The sequence below is a fragment of the Streptomyces sp. TLI_185 genome, assembly GCF_003814765.1.
Classification (GTDB): Bacteria; Actinomycetota; Actinomycetes; order Streptomycetales; family Streptomycetaceae; genus Streptomyces.
The window spans coordinates 3,641,187-3,661,689 of record NZ_RKRB01000001.1 but is presented as its reverse complement, the minus strand read 5'-3'; the positions used below and the strand labels follow the sequence as shown (position 1 = coordinate 3,661,689).

Genomic DNA, 20,503 nt, shown 5'->3' with positions numbered 1-20,503 from the left:
CGGCCATGAGGCGCGCTCCCGATCTCCAGGCCCGGCGCGCGGACGTCCACGCCGCCTCCTCTGGACGGCTCGGAGCCGCCCACCCCCGACAGGAAGGACCGACGGACCTGCGTCTCGTACCGCCCGCGCTCGCGGTCTGGGCGACGGCTGCGGTGATGCTGGACGCGACGGCGGTATGGGTCATGAGCACATCGGTGGTGTGCCTCGTCGCGGCCGGTGTGCTGCTGCTCGTGCGGAGACGGACAGCGGGCGGCGGAGGAACCGGCGGGCAGGTGCCCGAGCTGTCGGCACCGGTGTCTGTGCCCGCGGGCCTGGCTTCGCGGGCGGGTGGGCGACCGGCGCATGCAGTGTGGCCGCGGGTCTCCGTCGCCGCCGTCCTGCTCTGCGTCGCCGCGGCCGCCGTGTCTGCGGGGCTGCACGGTGCCGACGTCCGGCGTGGCCCCGTGCCGGATCTGGCGCGGCAGTACGCCACCGTGACCGCCGAGGTCGAGGTCACTTCCGACCCCCGGCTCAGCCGGCCCCGGATCAGCGGGGACCATGTCGCACCGACCTCCGTGCTGATCGAGGGGGAGGTGCAGCGGGTGGAGAAGGCGGACGGGACGGCGGCGGTGACGCGGGCGCCCGCGTTGGTCATCGTCGACGCGGGGGCACGTGGTGCCGGAGGGGAGACCTCCGCCGAGAGGCCACCACGGTCGCCCTGGCTCGAGCTGTTGCCCTCCACGCGGGTGCGGGTCGTTGCGCGGCTGGCGCCCGCGGCGGTCGAAGGCGACCGGGTCGCGGCCGTACTGCGGGTGCGGGGAAAAGCCGCGCCGGAGGCGGTGGGCGGGCCGTCGGGGGTGCAGCGGTTCGCGGGGCGGTTGCGGGCCGGTCTGCGGGAGGCGGCCGACGGGCTGCCGGCGGACGCACGGGCGTTGCTGCCCGGCCTGGTCGTCGGGGACACCTCGCGGATCACCCCGGAGCTGGACGAGGCCTTCAAGGAGACCGACCTCGCCCACACCCTCGCCGTCTCCGGGAGCAACCTCACGATCATCCTCGCCCTGCTCATCGGGCCACCCGGCACGGCGCAACTGGTGGAGCGCCGCGGACTCGCCCCCCGGCTGGGCATCCCGCTCAGGACGACCGCGCTGCTCGGAGGAGCGCTCACGCTCGCCTTCGTGGTCGTGTGCAGACCGGATCCGAGCGTGCTGCGGGCCGCGACCTGCGGGGCCGTCGTACTGCTGGCCCTGGCGACCGGACGCCGCAGATCGCTCATCCCGGCGCTGGCGACGGCGGTCCTGCTCCTCGTGCTGTACGACCCCTGGCTGGCCCGGAGCTACGGCTTCCTGCTCTCCGTACTGGCCACCGGCGCCCTGCTCACGCTCGCGCCCCGCTGGAGCGAGGCGCTGCGCAGGCGCCGGGTCCCGCCGAGGCTGGCCGAGGGGCTGGCCGCGGCGGCCGCGGCGCAGGCGTTGTGCGCGCCCGTCGTCGCCGTGCTGTCGGCGCGGGTGAGTCTGGTGGCGGTGCCGTGCAATCTGCTCGCGGAGATCGCGGTGGCGCCCGCCACGGTGCTGGGCTTCGCGGCGCTGGCGACGGCGCCGGTGCTGATGCCCGTGGCCAAGGCGCTCGCCTGGTGCGCGAGTTGGCCGGCGGTCTGGATCGCGGGCATCGCCAGGACGGGGGCCGCCCTGCCCGGCGGGGGAGTGGACTGGCCGGGCAGTTGGAGCGGGGCGGGGCTGCTCGCCCTGGTCACGGTGACCGTGCTGCTGATCGGCCGCCGGGTGCTGAGACATCCGTGGTGGTGTGCTGCCTGCGGGGTGCTGCTCGTGCTCGTCGTCGTGCAGCCGCCACCGTTGACCAGAGTGATCACGGGGTGGCCGCCGCCGGGGTGGCGGTTCGCCATGTGCGACGTGGGGCAGGGCGACGCGACGGTGCTCGCGGCGGGGGACGGCGGCGGTGTGGTGGTGGACGCCGGGCCCGATCCCACGCTCGTCGACCACTGCCTGCGCACGCTCGGCATCACCAGGATCCCCCTGGTCGTGCTCACCCACTTCCACGCCGACCATGTGGCAGGGCTGCCCGGTGTGCTGCGCGGACGTTCGGTGGGCGCGATCGAGACGACGGGCTTCGAAGAACCCGCCGACCAGGTGCAGTTCGTACGGAAGGAGGCGGCGGCACGACACATCCCGCTCACTCAGGCCGTGGCAGGGGAGCAGCGCCGAACCGGTGCGCTCTCCTGGCAGGTGCTGTGGCCCCCGCCCCGCCCGGCACCGGATCCGGACGGCCCGAACGACGCCAGCATCGCCCTGCTCGCCAGGTCGGGCGGACTGCGGCTGCTGCTGCTAGGGGATCTCGAACCCCCCTCCCAGCAGGCGCTGTTGAGATCGCCGCAGGGTGCGCTGCTGGGCGGCGTGGACGTACTCAAAGTGGCCCATCACGGTTCGGCGTACCAGGACCCGGAGCTGATGCGCAGAGTGGCCCCGCGGATCGCGTTGATCAGTTGCGGGGAGCACAACATGTACGGCCATCCTGCTCCCAGCACCGTCGCGGCGCTGCGCGCCGAGGGCGCGGTGGTGCTGCGGACGGACCGGGACGGGGCCCTCGCGGTCATGGGAGAAGGCAGGGAGCTGGGGGTGGCGCGAGACTGAGGGAATGAATTCAGCACAGGTAGATGCCTACCTCCGCCGCCTGGGAGCCGAGCGTCCGCAGCGGGCCGTCGGCGCCACCACCGACGTGCTGCGCGAGCTGCACCTGCGACACCTGCAGACAGTGCCCTTCGAGAACCTGTCGATCCACCTCGGCGAGGAGATCGTGCTGGAGGAGGAGCGGCTGCTGGACAAGGTGGTGGGGGCACGGCGGGGCGGGTTCTGCTACGAACTCAACGGGGCGTTCGGGGCCTTGCTCGGCGCGCTGGGGTTCGAGGTCACGCTGCTCGCGGCGCGGGTGCACGGGGACGAGGGGCGGCTGGGGATCCCGTACGACCATCTCGCGCTGCGGGTGCGGGCGTCGGACGGCAGCGAGTGGCTGGCGGACGTGGGCTTCGGGGCGCACAGCCACTACCCGCTGGCCTTCACGGAGAGGGGCGAGCAGGAGGATCCCGGCGGCAGTTTCCGGATCGTCGAGGCGGGGCCGGACCTGGACGTCGTCGTGGACGGCAGGCCGCAGTACCGGCTGGAGGTGCGGCCCCGTGAGCTCGGCGACTTCGTGGCCGGGGCGTGGTGGCACAGCACCTCGCCGGCGTCGCACTTCGTGCAGTCGCTGGTGTGTTCAAGGGTGACGGAGGACGGCGGGAGGATCACGCTCAGCGGGCGCACGTTCAAGGAGACGGGCGCCGACGGGGCGCGGGAGGAGCGGGAGTTGGGCACGGACGAGGAGGTGCTCGGGGCGTACCGGGAGCGGTTCGGGATCGAACTCGGCTGGGTGCCGACTGTGCGAAATCCCCTGGGGGTGACTGATTGAGGTCACATGGCGTCACATGGGTCGAGAGGGGATCAGTCGTTGCTACTCGTGCGTAGACACTCTGTGTTGCCTCGAAAGCCGCATCAGTGATCGAATGTCTCTTCGGCAACAGAAGATGTCGAGGCACACAGGGGTGGCGTGGATGTTCGGCCGCTGGCTGGGAAACCGAACGAACAGGGTGCAACGGACGAGTCCCCTGGCGGCGGTGCAGACCCCGCCGAGTGCCGGGGTGCTGAGCTGCCGGGTGCTGGATCCGGTCAACGAACCGGTCAGACACGCGGAGTTCGCGGTCAGCGATGCCATGGGGCGCAAGGTGGTCGGCGGGGAGACGGATCCCTACGGTTCGTTCGTGACGACGCTGCCCGCCGGGGAGTACCGGCTCGCGGTGTCCGCCGAGGGATACAGGCCCTACCGGGCCGGCGCGACCGTCGGGGAGAACGCGCTCGCCTCGCTGGGGGACGTGACGCTCCAGGTCGCGAGGCCTCCGGAGCTGCCGCCGGCGGGGGACTGGGAGATCGAGCCCACGCATTCCTCGATCGGGTTCACCGCGCGGCACATCGGGCTGGCCCGGATCCACGGCCGGTTCAACTCCTTCGCGGGGGCCGTCCGGATCACCGATCCGGTGGAACAGTCGGCGATGCATGTGGTGATCGACGCGGCGTCCATCGACACGAACGTCCGGATGCGGGACGACCATCTGCGGTCCGGGGACTTCCTGGATGTGATGCGCTTTCCGACGCTGGAGTTCTACAGCGAGCGGTTCGTGCACAAGGGCGGGAACCGCTGGGCGGTCACCGGAGCGCTGTCGCTGCACGGCGTCACGCGTACGGTCACGCTCGACACCGAGTACCTCGGGCTCGGCAACGGCATGGAGGGCGAGGTGCGGGCGGCCTGCCGGGCCACGACGGAACTGCACCGGGACGACTTCACGGTGAGCTGGCAGACGATGCTGGCACGGGGGATCGCGGTGGTGGGCCCGAGCATCCGGATCGATCTTGACGTACAGATCGTGCGGAAGGCCTGACGCGCGGATCGTGCGAAAGGGGTGACCTGCGGGGCCCTGCGGCGGGTGCCGGACAATGGCTGCCGTGAGTGATGTGAGACATGTGCTGGTGCTGCCCGACCGCGATGCTGCGGAGGAGGTGGCCGCGGCGCTGGGGGAGCGGTTCGGGGTGTCCGAGGAGCCGCGGCTCGTACGGGATGCGCTGGCCGGTGAGGACGACGCGGAGGACGCGCAGTGGCTGGTCGTGCTGCGGGACGAGGACGGGCGGCTGGATCCCGGCGAGCTGGATGAGTTCGTGGGCGCGTGGGACGGGTGGCGGGAGGAGCCGTAGCGCTCCGCCGGGAGCGCCGAGGACCTGAAGTCGGGTGTCGGCTGCGGGGCGGAAGGACGTGGTTGGTCGCGCCCACGCGGCGGAGCCGCTGTCGATACAGCCCCGCGCCCCTTGGGCGCGGCCGTGCCGACCGCGTTGTCAGTGCCCCGTGCCATGCTTGTCGCGATGGCCAGGAAGACTGCTGAAGACGACCCTCTCGCCCCGGTGACGCTTGCCGTGGGCCAGGAGGACCTCCTGCTCGACCGTGCCGTGCAGGAGGTGGTGGCCGCCGCCAGGGCCGCCGACGCCGACACGGACGTACGTGACCTGACACCGGAGCAGCTGCAGCCCGGCACGCTCGCCGAGCTGACCAGCCCCTCGCTCTTCGCCGAGCGCAAGGTCGTGGTCGTACGCAATGCCCAGGATCTGTCCGCCGACACGATCAAGGATGTGAAGGCCTATCTCGGGTCGCCGGCTGAGGAGATCACCCTCGTGCTGGTGCATGCGGGCGGGGCCAAGGGCAAGGGGCTTCTCGACGCCGCGCGCAAGGTCGGGGCACGGGAGGTGGCCTGTCCGAAGATGACCAAGCCGGCGGATCGGCTGGCCTTCGTGCGCGGGGAGTTCAGGGCGGCGGGGAGGTCTGCCACGCCCGAGGCCTGCCAGACGCTCGTCGACGCCATCGGGAGTGATCTGCGGGAGCTGGCGTCCGCCGTCTCCCAGCTGGTCGCCGACGTCGAGGGCACCATCGACGAGGCCGTCGTCGGGCGGTACTACACGGGGCGGGCCGAGGCGTCGAGCTTCACGGTTGCCGACCGGGCCGTGGAGGGGCGGGCGGCCGAGGCCCTGGAGGCGCTCAGATGGTCGCTGGCCACCGGGGTGGCGCCGGTGATGATCACCAGTGCGCTGGCGCAGGGCGTGCGGGCGATCGGGAAGCTCTCGTCCGCGCGCGGGGGCCGGCCGGCCGATCTGGCGCGTGAGCTGGGGATGCCGCCGTGGAAGATCGACCGGGTGCGGCAGCAGATGCGGGGGTGGACGCCGGACGGGGTGGCGGTCGCTCTGCGGGCGGTCGCCGAGGCGGATGCCGGAGTGAAGGGCGGCGGGGACGATCCCGAGTACGCGTTGGAGAAGGCGGTCGTGGTGATTGCCCGTGCTGCGCGGTCGCGAGGGCGGTAAGGGGGCGTGCCTCGCGGGCTTTCGGGTGATGGCGCCGAGAGGTTTTCGCCCCCGCCCCTTCCCGTCCCGTCCCGTCCCTGGGGGCTGCCGCCCCCAGACCCCCGCTTTCGGCCTGAACGGCCTCGTCCTCAAGCGCCGGACGGGCTGAAAGGGCGGCCCCGCTCAAGAAGCACCGAAGGCCCCCCTCCCGCCCGGGGAAGGGCAGGAAGCGGGGCCTTCGGTACAAGATGTCGAGCCCGTACCCGCGTGGCGAACGCAGGCCGCGTACAGGCTCTGGGTGCCGGTCGGGAGCGGATGAGAGAGGGCCCGCTCTGGGTCCTTCCGGCGGTTCGGTCCCGCGGGACCGGTCAGATCAGTAAGAGGTTCAGCCCTTGATGGAGGCGACCTTGGAAGCAAGCGCCGACTTCTTGTTGGCGGCCTGGTTCTTGTGGATGACGCCCTTCGAGACGGCCTTGTCGAGCTGACGCGCCGCAGCGCGCTGGTACTCGGTGGCCTTCTCGACGTCACCCGCGGCAACGGCCTCGCGGGCCTTGCGGATCGCGGTCTTCAGGGAGGACTTGACGGCCTTGTTGCGCTGCCGGGCCTTCTCGTTGGTCTTGATCCGCTTGATCTGGGACTTGATGTTCGCCACTGATTGAGCCTTTTCAGGTTCAGGCACAGGGCCAGGAGCACTCCATGCAGGAGATACCGGGTCCCGTACCAGGTGATTTCTTGGGAGTTGTGCCTCGCGCTGAGAGGGCATGAGACACAGCCACCCAGAGTACCAGCGGCTGTCCGGACGGCCCAAAACGGTCCCCGGTCGCCACCCGTGGGACCATGGAACCTACGTATCGATCCGACCCGAGGCATAAGGCGCCTCAAGAGACAGGACCCTGCGTGCCCGCGACCCCTAACAATGTGCCCGAGCCGAGCCGTACCGACCCGGCTCTGATCCGCAATTTCTGCATCATCGCGCACATCGACCACGGCAAGTCCACGCTCGCCGACCGGATGCTCCAGCTGACCGGTGTGGTCGAGCAGCGGCAGATGCGTGCTCAGTACCTCGACCGGATGGACATCGAGCGCGAGCGTGGCATCACGATCAAGTCCCAGGCGGTGCGGCTGCCCTGGGCTCCGACCCACGAGCCCGGCAACACGCACATCCTCAACATGATCGACACCCCGGGGCACGTCGACTTCACCTACGAGGTCTCGCGGTCGCTCGCCGCCTGCGAGGGGACCGTCCTCCTCGTCGACGCCGCCCAGGGCATCGAGGCCCAGACCCTCGCCAACCTGTACCTGGCGATGGAGAACGACCTCACGATCATCCCCGTACTGAACAAGATCGACCTGCCGGCCGCGCAGCCCGAGAAGTTCGCCGAGGAGCTCGCGAACCTCGTCGGCTGCGACCCGGACGACGTGCTGCGGGTGTCCGCCAAGACCGGTCTCGGCGTCGACGCGCTGCTCGACAAGGTGGTCAAGGAGATCCCGGCGCCGATCGGCGTCGCGGACGCCCCCGCCCGCGCCATGATCTTCGACTCCGTCTACGACTCCTACCGCGGTGTCGTGACGTACGTACGAGTCGTCGACGGCCAGCTCAACAAGCGTGAGCGGATCCGGATGATGTCCACCGGTGCTACGCACGAGCTGCTGGAGATCGGCACCAACTCGCCCGAGATGCTGGGCGCCGACGGCCTCGGCGTCGGTGAGGTCGGTTACCTCATCACCGGTGTGAAGGACGTCAGGCAGTCCAAGGTCGGTGACACCATCACCAGCCTGGCCAAGGGCGCGACCGAGGCGCTCGGGGGATACAAGGACCCGAAGCCGATGGTCTTCTCCGGGCTGTATCCGCTGGACGGCTCCGACTACCCCGAGCTGCGCGACGCCCTCGACAAGCTCCAGCTCAACGACGCAGCGCTCGTCTACGAGCCGGAGACCTCGGCCGCCCTCGGCTTCGGCTTCCGCGTCGGGTTCCTGGGGCTCCTCCACCTCGACGTCATCCGCGAGCGGCTGGAGCGCGAGTTCGGGCTCGACCTGATCGCGACCGCGCCCAACGTGGTCTACCGCGTGATCATGGAGGACGGGACCGAGCACACGGTCACCAACCCCAGCGAGTTCCCCGAGGGCAAGATCAACGACGTGTACGAGCCCGTCGTACGCGCCACGATCCTCGCCCCGAGCGAGTTCATCGGCTCGATCATGGAGCTGTGCCAGACCCGGCGCGGCACCCTCCTCGGCATGGACTACCTGTCCGAGGACCGCGTCGAGATCCGCTACACGCTCCCCCTCGCCGAGATCGTCTTCGACTTCTTCGACCAGCTGAAGTCGAAGACCCGTGGCTATGCCTCGCTGGACTACGAGCCCACCGGCGAGCAGACGTCCAGCCTGGTCAAGGTGGACATCCTGCTGCACGGCGACAAGGTCGACGCCTTCTCCGCGATCACCCACAAGGACGCGGCCTACGCCTACGGTGTGCGGCTCGTCGCCAAGCTGCGCGAGCTCATCCCGCGGCAGGCCTTCGAGGTGCCCATCCAGGCCGCCATCGGCTCCCGGGTGATCGCCCGAGAGACCATCCGCGCCATCCGCAAGGACGTCCTCGCCAAGTGCTACGGCGGCGACATCTCCCGTAAGCGCAAGCTGCTGGAGAAGCAGAAGGAGGGCAAGAAGCGGATGAAGATGGTGGGTTCCGTGGAGGTTCCTCAGGAGGCGTTCATCGCCGTGCTCTCCAGTGATGACAGCGCGGGGTCGGGCAAGGGCAAGAAGTAACCGCGGGTAACAACGGGTTACGGCACCAATCCGGACACAACAGGGGCTCGTCGTACGAAAGCGCGGCGAGCCCCTACGCGTGCGTAGCGTTGCTCTCTGTACGAAGTGACAGGCCGCCGCCCCTTACGAACCGGCCGGTCGGGCTCTACCCTGATCTCTGCTCGATAGTTACTCGCGAGTTAAACAAGGGCTCGCGAGTGGATACAGCCGCAGTCAATACCGCCGCACTTGAGCCAGCCGCGCTGCCGCGGGCCCCGGAGGATGTCGTGAGCGACACACAGACACTGATCGAGAACCGTCCGCCGAGCGTGGCGACCCTCTTCCTGGAACGCGTAACGGCCACACCGGACGCGGAGGCCTACCGCTACCCGGTGGCCCCCGCCTCCGGTGAGGGCCCCGACGACTGGAAGTCGCTGAGCTGGGCGCAGGCCGCAGAGCGGGTCTTCGCGATCGCGGCCGGTCTGATCGAACTGGGTGTGCAGGCCGAGCAGCGCGTCGCGCTCGCCGCCTCCACCCGGGTCGAGTGGATCCTCGCCGACCTCGGCATCCTGTGCGCCGGAGCGGCCACGACCACGGTCTACCCGCAGACCAACGCCGACGAGTCGGCGTTCATCCTCTCCGACTCCGACAGCCGGGTGCTGATCGCGGAGGACGCGGCCCAGCTCGCCAAGGCGGTGGAGAAGAAGGCCGAGCTGCCCGACCTCACGCATGTCGTCGTGATCGACCCGGCCGGCGTCGAGACCAGTGACTGGGTCCTCACCCTCACCGAGCTGGAGGCCCGGGGCGCCGCCCGACTGGAGAAGGACCCCGACCTGATCAAGGAGCGGGTCGGTGCGATCACCTCCGATCAGCTCGCGACCCTGATCTACACCTCGGGCACGACCGGCCGCCCCAAGGGTGTGCGCCTGCCGCACGACAACTGGTCGTACATGGCGAAGGCGATCGCCGCGACCGGCCTGATCAGCACCGAGGACGTGCAGTACCTCTGGCTGCCGCTCGCGCACGTCTTCGGCAAGGTCCTCACCTCGGGGCAGATCGAGGTCGGCCACGTCACCGCCGTCGACGGCCGCGTCGACAAGATCATCGAGAATCTGCCGGTCGTGCAGCCGACGTACATGGCGGCCGTCCCGCGCATCTTCGAGAAGGTCTACAACGGGGTCGCGGCCAAGGCGAAGGCCGGCGGGGGCGCCAAGTACAAGATCTTCCAGTGGGCGGCCGAGGTCGCCCGCGAGTACGCCAAGACCGCGCAGGACAACTTCCGGCGGACCGGCACGGCGTCCGTCCCGTTCTCGCTCGGCGCCAAGCACAAGGTCGCCGACGCGCTGGTCTTCGCCAAGATCCGCGAGGCGTTCGGCGGGAACCTGAGGGCGTGCGTCTCCGGGTCGGCCGCGCTCGCACCCGAGATCGGCTACTTCTTCGCCGGCGCCGGCATCCACATCCTTGAGGGCTACGGCCTCACCGAGTCCTCCGCCGCCTCCTTCGTCAACCCCGGCGAGGCCTACCGCACCGGCACGGTCGGCAAGCCGCTGCCCGGCACCGAGGTGCGTATCGCGGACGACGGGGAGATCCTGCTGCGCAGCCCGGGCATCATGGAGGGCTACCACGGGCTGCCCGAGAAGACCGCCGAGGTGCTGGAGTCGGACGGCTGGTTCCACACCGGTGACATCGGTGAGCTGTCGCCCGACGGGTACCTGCGGATCACCGACCGCAAGAAGGACCTCATCAAGACGTCCGGCGGCAAGTACATCGCGCCTGCGGAGGTCGAGGGGCAGTTCAAGGCGGTCTGCCCGTACGTCTCCAACATCCTGGTGCACGGGGCCGACCGGAACTTCTGCACGGCGCTCATCGCGCTGGACGAGCCGTCGATTCTGCAGTGGGCCTCGGAGAACGGGCTCGAGGGCAAGTCGTACGCCGAGGTGGTGGCTGCGCCGGCGACGGTCGCGCTGATCGAGGGGTACGTCACGGAGCTCAACCAGGGGTTGCAGCGGTGGCAGACCGTCAAGAAGTTCCGGCTGCTGCCGCGGGATCTCGATGTGGAGCACGGTGAGATCACGCCCAGCCTGAAGCTGAAGCGGCCCGTTGTCGAGCGGGAGTACAAGCACCTCATCGATGAGATGTACGCCGGTACGCGGGAGGCGTAGGGGCCAGGGGATCGTCGGCGACTGACCGTTCGTCGTGGCTGGTGGGCCCACGCGGCGGCAGCCGCAAATTCAACGCAGCCCCGCGCCCCCGAAGACAAGAGCTAGAAGCCGCGCCCTCTGGCTACAAGTTCCCGTAGCTCCCGGACTTGGACACGCAAGGCTGCCAGGTCCGGGGGCTCCTCCCCGTCCAACTGCCTCTCCAGCTCGGCCAGCCTGGTGCCCACCTCGCCGTAGTCCGACTGCTCCTGTGCCAGCAGGCGTTCCAGTTGCTGGTTCTTGCGGTGGAGGTCCAGGAAGACGGTGACCTTGGCCCGGAGGACCCAGGGGTCGAAGGGCTTGGTCAGATAGTCCGCGGCTCCTGTGGCGTAGCCGCGGAACGCATAGCCGGAGTCGTCCTCCGCGCCGGTCAGGAAAATGATCGGGACGTCCTTGGTCTGGTCGAGCCGCTTGATGTTGGCAGCCGTCTCGAATCCGTCCATGCCGGGCATGCGGACGTCGAGCAGGACGAGGGCGAAGTGCTGGCGCAGCAGTGCCTTCATCGCCTCCTCGCCCGAACGTGCGCGTACCAGCGGCTCGTTGAGGGACCCCAGGACGGCCTCCAGCGCGATCAGGTTGTCCTCCATGTCGTCCACGAGGAGGATGCTGGCGCGCTCGTTGGTCGTTGCCTCAGCGCTCATGGTGAGTGTGCCTCATTCGGTATTCGGCCCTGCTGCCGCTTCCTCGGTCGTGCCCGGCTGCGGGGCAGTGGTGTCGGTGGTCTCGTCCGGGCCATCCGGATCCAGCAGTGCGCAGACGACCGTCAGCAGCTGGTCGACGTCCACCGGCTTGGGTACGTAGTCGTTCGCGCCCCGGCCGATGGACTTCTCGCGGTCTCCGGGCATCGCTTTGGCGGTCAGGGCGACGATCGGCAGACCGGACCAGCGGGGGGTGCGTCGGATGGCGGCGATGGTCTCGTAGCCGTCCATCTCCGGCATCATGATGTCCATCAGGACGAGTTCGACGTCCGGGTTGCGCTCAAGCGTCTCGATGCCCTCGCGGCCGTTCTCCGCGTACAGGACCGGCATGCCGACGCGGCCGAGGACGTGGGTGAGGGCGAAGACGTTGCGGATGTCGTCGTCGACGATCAACACCCGCCGCCCGGGCAGCACCTGGCCCGCCCGGCCCACCTTCCACGCCTCCAGTTTGGTGGGCGCCGGCCAGGAGTCGTCCACGTCGTGCGTGGCGGTGTACGGCTCGGCGGACAACTGCTCCGGCACCGGCAGGGCATGCTCCTCGGGGGCCGGTCCGGTCGCCGGGTGCCCGGGGCTGACGACGGGGACGTACAGCGTGAAGGTGGATCCCTTGCCGGGCTCGCTGGTGGCGACGATACGGCCGCCGAGCAGGCCCGCGATCTCCCGGCTGATGGACAGGCCGAGGCCCGTGCCGCCGTACTTGCGGTTGGTGGTGCCGTCGGCCTGCTGGAACGCCTCGAAGATCACCGGGAGCTTCTCGGGCGCGATGCCGATGCCGGTGTCCGTGACGGCGAAGGCGATCACGTCGTCGCTGTCGCGGACATGGAGGCGCTCGGGATCCTTGATCCGGCTCACCCGCAGCTCGACCCGGCCCGTCGCGGTGAACTTGATCGCGTTGGAGAGCAGGTTGCGCAGGATCTGCTGCAGCCGCTGCTCGTCCGAGTACATCTCGCGCGGCACGTCCTCGCCGACCGCCACCTCGAAGGCGAGGCCGCGGTCGAGGGTGAGCGGGCGGAAGGTGGCGTGGACGTAGTCGAGCAGCTTGATGAGCGGGAGCTTCTTGGGGCGTACGTCCATGCGGCCGGCCTCGATCTTCGACAGGTCCAGGATGTCGTTGATCAGCTGGAGGAGGTCCGAGCCGGAGCGGTGGATCGTGGTCGCGAACTGCACTTCCTGGTCGGAGAGATGGCCGTCCGGGTTGTCGGAGAGAAGCCTCGCCAGGATCAGCAGGGAGTTCAGCGGGGTGCGCAGCTCGTGCGACATGTTCGCCAGGAACTCCGACTTGTACTGGGAGCTGGTAGCCAACAGGGCTGCCTTCTCCTCCAGTTCGGCGTTCGAGCGCTGCAGCTCCGCCTGCTGCTTCTGGAGTTCGTCCGAGCGTTCCTGGAGCTGCATGGCCAGGCGCTGGGACTCGCCGAGCAGGGACTCCGTACGGGAGTTGGCGATGATCGTGTTGATCGCGACGGCGATGGTGTTCACGAACTGGTCGAAGAAGGCGAGGTGGACGTCGGAGAAACGGGAGAAGGAGGCCAGCTCGATCACGCCGAGGAGCTTGTCCTCGAAGAGGATCGGGATGATGACGACGCTCGTGGGGGCCGCCTCGCCGAGCCCGCTGTTGATCTTGATGTAGTCCGGCGGGGCCTCCTCGACGAGGATCCGCTTCTTCTCCCGGGCCGCCTGCCGGACCAGGCCGTGCACCGGGAGGCCGCCGGTCTCGATGGTCGTGCCCTGGGCCGAGCCGTACCCGGCGATGAACGCGAGTCCCTTCGTGGGTACGGCGGTGCGCAGCCCGGCGCTCTCCTCGTCCGGGTCGGCCAGGAAGAACGCGCCGTACTGGGCGTTCACCAGCGGGGTCAGCTCGCGCAGCAGCAGGTCGGCGACCTCCATCAGGTCGCGGTGGCCCTGCATCAGCGCGGCGAGGCGGGCCAGGTTGGACTCCAGCCAGTCCTTCGCGCGGGTGGTCTCGCGGAGGTTGGCCACCATCAGGTTGATGTTGTCCTTCAGCTCGGCGACCTCGCCCTGGGTCTCCACCGTGATGGAGCGGGACATGTCGCCCTGAGCCACCGCGGAGGCGACCTCGGCGATCGCGCGGACCTGGGTGGTGAGGTTCGACGCCAGCTCGTTCACGTTCGTCGTCAGGCGCTTCCAGGTGCCGTACACGCCCTCGACCCTTGCCTGGCCGCCGAGTTGCCCCTCGGAGCCGACCTCGCGGGCCACGCGCGTGACCTCGGAGGAGAAGGAGGAGAGCGTGTCGACCATCGTGTTGATGGCGGTCTTCAGTTCCAGGATCTCGCCGCGTGCGTCGACGTCGATCTTCTTGGAGAGGTCGCCGTTGGCGACGGCGGTCGTCACCTGGGCGATGTTCCGCACCTGTGAAGTCAGGTTGTCCGCCATGTAGTTGACGTTGTCGGTCAGGTCCCGCCAGACACCGGACACGCCCAGCACCTGGGCGCGGCCGCCGAGCCGGCCGTCGGTGCCGACCTCGCGGGCCACCCTCGTCACCTCGTCGGCGAAGGCGCGCAACTGCTCCACCATCGTGTTGACGGTGTCCTTCAGCTCCAGGATCTCACCGCGTGCATCCACGGTGATCTTCTTGGAGAGGTCGCCGTTGGCCACGGCGGTCGTCACCTGGGCGATGTTCCGCACCTGCGAAGTCAGGTTCAGCGCCATGAAGTTGACGTTGTCGGTCAGGTCCTTCCAGACGCCGCTGACGCCCCGCACCTGCGCCTGGCCGCCGAGGTTTCCTTCGGTGCCGACCTCGCGGGCGACGCGGGTGACCTCGTCGGCGAAGGCGGAGAGCTGGTCCACCATCGTGTTGATCGTGGACTTCAGCTCCAGGATCTCGCCCTTCGCCTCGACCGTGATCTTCTTGCCGAGGTCGCCCTGGGCGACGGCGGTCGAGACGAGGGCGATGTTGCGGACCTGCGAAGTGAGGTTGTCCGCCATGAAGTTGACGTTGTCCGTGAGGTCCTTCCAGACGCCGGAGACGCCCCGCACCTGGGCGCGGCCGCCGAGGTTTCCTTCGGTGCCGACCTCGCGGGCGACGCGGGTGACCTCGTCGGCGAAGGCGGAGAGCTGGTCCACCATGGTGTTGATGGTCGACTTCAGTTCCAGGATCTCGCCCTGCGCGTCGACCGTGATCTTCTGACTCAGGTCGCCGTTGGCGACGGCGGTCGTCACCTGGGCGATGTTGCGGACCTGCGAAGTCAGGTTCGAGGCCATGAAGTTGACGTTGTCGGTCAGGTCCTTCCAGACCCCGCTGACGCCCCGCACCTGGGCGCGCCCGCCCAACTGGCCCTCGGTGCCGACCTCGCGGGCCACGCGGGTCACCTCGTCGGCGAAGGCGGACAGCTGGTCGACCATCGTGTTCACGGTCAGCTTCAGTTCGAGCAGCTCACCGGTCGCCTCGACCGTGACCGTACGGGTCAGGTCACCGCGGGCCACCGCCGTCGTCACCAGGGCGATGTCACGCACCTGGGCGGTCAGCCGGGACGCCATCGTGTTGACCGCCTCGGTCACGTCCCGCCAACTGCCGGACAGACCCGTCACCTTGGCCCGTCCGCCGAGCCGCCCCTCGGTGCCCACCTCGCGCGCGACCCGGGTCACCTCGCCGGTGAACAGCGACAACTGGTCGACCATCTTGTTCACGGCCCGGCCCAGCCGACGCAGATCACCGCGCAACTGCCGGTTGCCGTCATGCAGGTCGACCCGCTGGGTCAGATCGCCGCCGGCCACCGCGTCGAGCACCCGCGTCGCGTTCGCCGCCGGGGCCACCAGGGCGTCGAGGAGCTGGTTCACATCGTTGACCCGGGAGGTCCAGGCGCCCTGCCCGGGGCTCGCCGTGACCCGTTCGTCGAGCCGCCCGTGCCGTACCAACTCCCGCTTCACGCGCTGCACTTCCCCGTTGAAATGCGTGCTGCGGTCCATGATCTGGTTGAAGACGGCCGTCAGCTCGGCCACCATCCCGTGGCCGGTCTCCGGAATCTTCGTGAAGTCGCCGTCCCGGGCCGCGGTCATCGCGGCGAGCAGCGGACGCAGCTCCGATGCTCGGAGTTGTTCCGGTTTTTGACCGTCTTCGAGCACACGCGTAGCACTGTTCTCACTCATGGCGGCCCACTTCAGTAACTCGGCGCTTATGGGCGGGGTCAGTCTGTCACTCTGTCGGCATCGACTGAGGCGAATTCGTCCGAACCGTTCGGGGAGCTGTCCATGGGGGCCATTCCGACGCAACGGGAGACCGCTTCCTGCGCTTGCGATGCGCCTGCACACCTGCACGCGACCGCGCACGGGAGGGTGGACCCACGTGCGCAGACATACGCGACCCTGCCCGGCAGCCCCCTCGCGCCGGGTTACGCCCGCGCCCTCGTACGCACCGCGCTCGCCGACTGGGCCGAGGCCGGGCTCCCCGGCGCCGAACACCTCACCGACCGGCTCGCCGACGACGCCGTACTCGTCGTCAGCGAACTCGTCACCAACGCCGTCGTGCACGCGGGCACCGAGGTCGAGGTGGAGTGCCGTATGGAGGAGGCGCCCGGCGCGCTCGTCGTGGAGGTCTCCGACCACCACCCCTCCCGGGCGCCCCGCGACTCGGACGCCGAAGGGCCCTACGAGACGGCCGAAGTGCCGTACGGGACACCGGAGTACGGCCGCGGACTGCGCCTGGTCGCCACGCTCGCCGAGTCCTGGGGTGTCACCTTCCGCAGGGGCACCAAGACGGTGTGGGCGCGACTGCCCGCCGAGCGGAGCCCGGCCGCGTCCGAACCGGAGGCGCACGCCGGCCGGCAGGCGCTGGAACGCGGGCTGCGCGCCGCCGAGATACTGGCGCCCGACCCGCAGCGGGCCGAGCGCGACCGGGACTGGCTGCACCGCGGTGCCCTGTCCTTCCTCGCCGAGGCCTCCGATCTGCTGGCCGGGCAGCTCGACGAGAACATGGTCGCCGCGCTCGCCGGACAGCTGATCGTGCCGCGGCTCGCCGACTGGTGCGCGGTGTGGCTGGAGGACGAGGCCATGGGCCGCGTGGGCTGGGCCGACGGCACCGGCGGCGCCGGGCCCCGCCTGGCCCGCGTCTGGCACTGCAGCGAGAACCGCATCGAGGAACTGCGCCGGGCCCTGGAGAAGGACCCGCCGCTTCCGCCCGAGGCGATGAGCGTCCTGCCGGCCATGGGGGCCCCGCCGCTCGATCGGAGCCGGGAGTGGGGGAGCAGCCGGGAGTGGGGGAAGTCCGGGCCGGTCGTGTACCCCTGGCCCGGCGAGGCGCTCGACGTGCGCGACGAGCACGGCGCGGCGCTCGCCTACCGTCTCATCGCGGGCGGCCGGCCGCTCGGCACGCTCGTCATCGGACGCGCCGGGCTGCTGCGCTTCCCCGACGAGGTCACCGGGCTCGTCGAGGACCTCAGCCGCCGGGTGGCGCTCGCCATCGGCGCGGCCCGCCAGTACGCCCGCCAGGCCACCATCAGCCAGGTACTGCAGCGCGGCCTGCTGCCCGCCGCCGTCGCCGAGATCCCCGGCGTACGCAGCGCCCTCGTCTACGAACCGTGCGACAAGGGCGGCCCCAGCGGCGACTTCTACGACCTCTTCCCGGCCGGCGACGGCCGCTGGTGCTTCGCCGTCGGCGACGTCCAGGGCAAGGGCCCCGAGGCCGCCGTCGTCATCGGCCTGGCCCGCCCCTGGCTGCGCCTGCTCGCGCGCGAGGGCTACCGCGTCGCCGACGTCCTCGACCGCCTCAACCGCCTCCTCCTGGACGACGCGACGGAGGCCGCGGACGCCGCCGCCCGGGCCCTGGTCCGTCCTCCGGCCCCCGGCGACGGCCCGCAGACCCGCTTCCTCTCCCTCCTCTACGGCGAGCTGACCCCCTTCGACGGCGGCATCCGCTGCACCCTCGCCTCCGCAGGGCATCCCCTGCCGCTGCTCCTCGGCCCCGACGGAAGCGTCCGTACGCCCGCCCGCCCGCAGACCCTCCTCGGCGTCGTCGAGGACGAGACGTACACCAGCGAAACCTTCGAGCTCCGCGCCGGAGACAGCCTGCTGTGCGTCACGGACGGCGTGACGGAGCGTCGCTCCGGCTCCGACATGTTCGACGACGCCGACGGCCTCGCGACCGCGCTCGCCGGGTGCGCGGGCCTGAGCGCCGACCTGATCGCGGAACGCATCCGCAGGCTGGTGCACGAGTTCGGCGGGCGGCCGCCGGAGGACGACCTCGCGCTGCTGGTGCTGCAGGCGGAGTGAGGAGTCGTACGGGTGCTGGACAATGGAAGGCATGCCTTCCGCACTCCCCGACGGCGAGCCGGTCCCCGCCGACGGCGCACTCCCCGCATCCGCGCTCGCCGGGGCCCCCGACCGCCCCCTCGGCTTCTACCTGCACGTCCCGTACTGCGCGACCCGCTGCGGCTACTGCGACTTCAACACCTACACCGCCACCGAGCTGCGCGGCACGGGCGGCGTCCTCGCCTCCCGCGACAACTACGCGGACACCCTGATCGACGAGATCCGCCTGGCGCGGAAGGTCCTGGGAGACGACCCGCGCCGGGTCCGCACGGTCTTCGTCGGCGGCGGTACGCCGACCCTGCTGGCCGCGGAGGATCTCGTACGGATGCTGGGCGCGATCCGCGACGAGTTCGGTCTCGCGGCGGACGCGGAGGTCACGACGGAGGCGAACCCGGAGTCGGTGGACCCGGCGTACCTGGCGACGCTCCGGGAGGGCGGCTTCAACCGCGTCTCCTTCGGCATGCAGAGCGCGAAGCAGCATGTGCTGCGCGTGCTGGACCGGACGCACACACCGGGCCGCCCGGAGGCGTGCGTGGCGGAGGCCCGCGCGGCCGGCTTCGAGCACGTGAACCTGGACCTGATCTACGGCACGCCGGGGGAGTCGGACGAGGACTGGCGGGCGTCGCTGGAGGCGGCACTCGGGGCGGGCCCCGACCACATCAGCGCCTATGCGCTGATCGTTGAGGAGGGCACGCAACTGGCGCGTCGCATCCGCCGGGGCGAGGTCCCGATGACGGACGACGACGTCCACGCGGACCGCTATCTGATCGCGGACGAGGTGATGTCGGCGGCGGGCTTCGACTGGTACGAGGTCTCCAACTGGGCCACGTCGGAGGCGGGCCGCTGCCTGCACAACGAGCTGTACTGGCGGGGCGCCGACTGGTGGGGGGCGGGGCCCGGGGCGCACTCGCATGTGGGCGGGGTGCGGTGGTGGAACGTGAAGCATCCTGGCGCGTATGCGGCGGCGCTGGCTGCGGGGCGATCGCCGGGGGCGGGGCGTGAGCTGCTGTCGGAGGAGGACCGCCGGGTGGAGCGGATCCTGCTGGAGCTGCGGCTGCGGGAGGGGGTGCCGCTGGAGCTGCTGCGGGAGGAGGGGCTGGCGGCTTCTCGGCGGGCGCTGGGGGAGGGGTTGCTGGCGGGCGGGCCGTATGAGGAAGGGCGGGCTGTACTGACGCTGCGCGGTCGGTTGCTGGCGGATGCAGTGGTCCGGCACCTGGTGGATTGATCACTCGGGCGAGTGAATCGCCCCAGAACTCCGGTTCGGTCTCTAACCTGGCTCCTAGGCTGCCGCCAAAAGGACGCGGCGGATGGGAGGCCATGGAGATGACCGCTGTGGACGAGCGTGGATTGGCCAATTACCTCGACACATTCGAGCCTCCCGAGGGCGTCAAGGCTGAGCTTCTTCGGGGGGTAATCGTGATGATGGCCAGCCCAGATCTGGTGCACAACCTGATCGTGACGCACACGCTGCGGCAGATTCCCATGGACCGGTGGTATCCCATCCAGACCCAGGATGTTGACATTGTCGGCGAGGAGAGTGTGCCCATCCCGGATCTGCTTCTGGCGGCGCCGGACGTACTACCCGCCTCGGGGCATCTGCTGCCGTCCCAGCTGGTCACCATGGTTGTCGAGGTGGTCTCCAAGTCCAGCGTTCATCAGGACTACGTGGTCAAGAGGTCGATCTACGCGGCGGGCAAGGTGCCTGCGTATCTCATTCTCGACCCGATCATGGAGCAGTGCGTCCTGCTGACGAGGCCCGAGGGCGACGGCGAGGACGCCAACTACCTGACACAGCAGATCACCAAGTTCGGTGACCCCGTGTCGCTGGATGTGCTCGGAATCGAACTGGCCACGAGTGACTTCGGAACCCTCCCCAACGTCAGGCCCCACCGCTACCCGTAACGAAGTCGATCAACTCCTCCACCCGCCCCAGCAGCTCCGGCTCCAGGTCCTTGTAGGAACCCACCCGCTTCAGGATCGCCTGCCACACCGCCCCGGTGTTCTCCGACGGCCAGCCCAGCGCCCGGCACACCCCCGTCTTCCAGTCCTGCCCGTGCGGCACCCGCGGCCATCCGGCGATCCCCAGCGACGACGGCTTCACCGCCTCCCAGATGTCGATGTACGGGTGGCCCACCACCAGCGCGTGCTCGCTCGTCACCGACTCCGCGATCCGCCACTCCTTCGTCCCCGGCACCAAGTGGTCCACCAGGACGCCCAGCCGCGCATCCGGCCCCGGCGCGAACTCCGCCACGATCGACGGCAGGTCGTCGACACCCTCCAGGTACTCCACGACCACGCCCTCGATCCGTAGGTCGTCGCCCCACACCTTCTCGACGAGCTCCGCGTCGTGCCGCCCCTCCACATAGATCCGCCCGGCGCGAGCCACACGCGCGCGTGCCCCGGGGACGGCCACCGAACCGGATGCCGTACGGGTGGGACGTACGGGCCCATTGCCGGTCGGGCGGACGAGCGTCACCACCCGCCCCTCCAGCAGAAACCCCCGCGGCTCCAGCGGAAACACCCGGTGCTTGCCGAAGCGGTCCTCCAGGGTCACCGTGCCCGCCTCGCAGCGGATCACCGCGCCGCAGAAACCGGTGCCGGGCTCCTCGACCACCAGACCGGGCTCCGCCGGGACCTCGGGGACGGGCTTGGGCTTCTTCCACGGTGGGGTCAGATCGGCGGAGTACTGGCGCATTCGAGT

The 20,503-nt window shown here is 70.1% G+C and carries 14 protein-coding genes; 10 read left to right on the top strand and 4 right to left on the bottom strand.

All coding sequences use genetic code 11. The annotated features are described in order from the left end of the window. The first annotated feature begins 5 nt into the window (after positions 1–5). The 5 genes from EDD92_RS16700 to holA all read left to right on the top strand — a co-directional run bounded on the left by EDD92_RS16700 (position 6) and on the right by holA (position 5,921). The gene (locus tag EDD92_RS16700; RefSeq protein WP_123965067.1) at positions 6–2,624 is read left to right on the top strand and encodes a ComEC/Rec2 family competence protein; all 2,619 of its coding nucleotides are present in this window, start codon (positions 6–8) and stop codon (positions 2,622–2,624) included. Positions 2,625–2,628: 4 nt separating this feature from the next. Beyond that, positions 2,629–3,435, top strand: coding sequence for an arylamine N-acetyltransferase (locus tag EDD92_RS16695; RefSeq protein WP_123965066.1), 807 nt, complete (start codon positions 2,629–2,631; stop codon positions 3,433–3,435). Between the two features lie 142 nt (positions 3,436–3,577). Beyond that, positions 3,578–4,459 carry a YceI family protein gene (locus EDD92_RS16690; RefSeq protein WP_123970419.1) on the top strand — a complete coding sequence of 294 codons (882 nt, stop codon included), beginning with the start codon at positions 3,578–3,580 and terminating at the stop codon, positions 4,457–4,459. Between the two features lie 82 nt (positions 4,460–4,541). Then, positions 4,542–4,769, top strand: a complete 228-nt coding sequence (locus tag EDD92_RS16685; RefSeq protein ID WP_185124418.1) for a hypothetical protein — start codon at positions 4,542–4,544, stop codon at positions 4,767–4,769. A 165-nt stretch (positions 4,770–4,934) separates the two neighbouring features. Then, complete coding sequence (gene holA, locus EDD92_RS16680) at positions 4,935–5,921, top strand: DNA polymerase III subunit delta (RefSeq protein ID WP_185124039.1); 987 nt, start codon at positions 4,935–4,937, stop codon at positions 5,919–5,921. Between the two features lie 364 nt (positions 5,922–6,285). On the opposite strand, the gene rpsT is transcribed toward holA, so the two are convergent. After that, positions 6,286–6,552 (bottom strand): 30S ribosomal protein S20, encoded by a 267-nt coding sequence (gene rpsT / locus EDD92_RS16670; protein WP_123965063.1) that lies wholly within the window; start codon positions 6,550–6,552, stop codon positions 6,286–6,288. 245 nt (positions 6,553–6,797) lie between these two features. Here rpsT and lepA point away from each other — a divergent pair, with 245 nt between their 5' ends. Further along, a complete protein-coding gene (lepA, locus tag EDD92_RS16660; RefSeq protein ID WP_123965061.1) occupies positions 6,798–8,666 on the top strand; it encodes a translation elongation factor 4 in 1,869 nt (622 codons plus the stop codon). 266 nt (positions 8,667–8,932) lie between these two features. Further along, positions 8,933–10,807 (top strand): long-chain fatty acid--CoA ligase, encoded by a 1,875-nt coding sequence (locus EDD92_RS16655; protein WP_123965060.1) that lies wholly within the window; start codon positions 8,933–8,935, stop codon positions 10,805–10,807. A gap of 101 nt (positions 10,808–10,908) precedes the next feature. On the opposite strand, the gene EDD92_RS16650 is transcribed toward EDD92_RS16655, so the two are convergent. Together EDD92_RS16650 and EDD92_RS16645 are read right to left on the bottom strand one after the other, a co-directional pair. Next, on the bottom strand, positions 10,909–11,484 hold the full coding sequence (locus EDD92_RS16650; RefSeq protein ID WP_123965059.1) for a two-component system response regulator: 576 nt from the start codon (positions 11,482–11,484) through the stop codon (positions 10,909–10,911). A 12-nt stretch (positions 11,485–11,496) separates the two neighbouring features. Continuing rightward, positions 11,497–15,645: a HAMP domain-containing protein gene (locus EDD92_RS16645; RefSeq protein WP_185124038.1), complete on the bottom strand. Its 4,149-nt coding sequence runs from the start codon at positions 15,643–15,645 to the stop codon at positions 11,497–11,499. A 102-nt stretch (positions 15,646–15,747) separates the two neighbouring features. Between EDD92_RS16645 and EDD92_RS16640 the strand changes: the two genes are divergently transcribed. The 3 genes from EDD92_RS16640 to EDD92_RS16630 all read left to right on the top strand — a co-directional run bounded on the left by EDD92_RS16640 (position 15,748) and on the right by EDD92_RS16630 (position 19,704). Further along, on the top strand, positions 15,748–17,763 hold the full coding sequence (locus tag EDD92_RS16640; protein WP_123965058.1) for an ATP-binding SpoIIE family protein phosphatase: 2,016 nt from the start codon (positions 15,748–15,750) through the stop codon (positions 17,761–17,763). Between the two features lie 31 nt (positions 17,764–17,794). Beyond that, a complete protein-coding gene (hemW, locus tag EDD92_RS16635) occupies positions 17,795–19,027 on the top strand; it encodes a radical SAM family heme chaperone HemW (RefSeq protein ID WP_123965057.1) in 1,233 nt (410 codons plus the stop codon). 98 nt (positions 19,028–19,125) lie between these two features. After that, positions 19,126–19,704: a Uma2 family endonuclease gene (locus EDD92_RS16630; protein WP_123965056.1), complete on the top strand. Its 579-nt coding sequence runs from the start codon at positions 19,126–19,128 to the stop codon at positions 19,702–19,704. Here EDD92_RS16630 and EDD92_RS16625 read toward each other — a convergent pair. Then, entirely contained in the window at positions 19,682–20,497 is an 816-nt protein-coding gene (locus EDD92_RS16625; RefSeq protein ID WP_123965055.1) for a DUF3097 domain-containing protein, read from the bottom strand. The genes EDD92_RS16630 and EDD92_RS16625 overlap by 23 nt on opposite strands. Between the last annotated feature and the right edge of the window lie 6 nt (positions 20,498–20,503).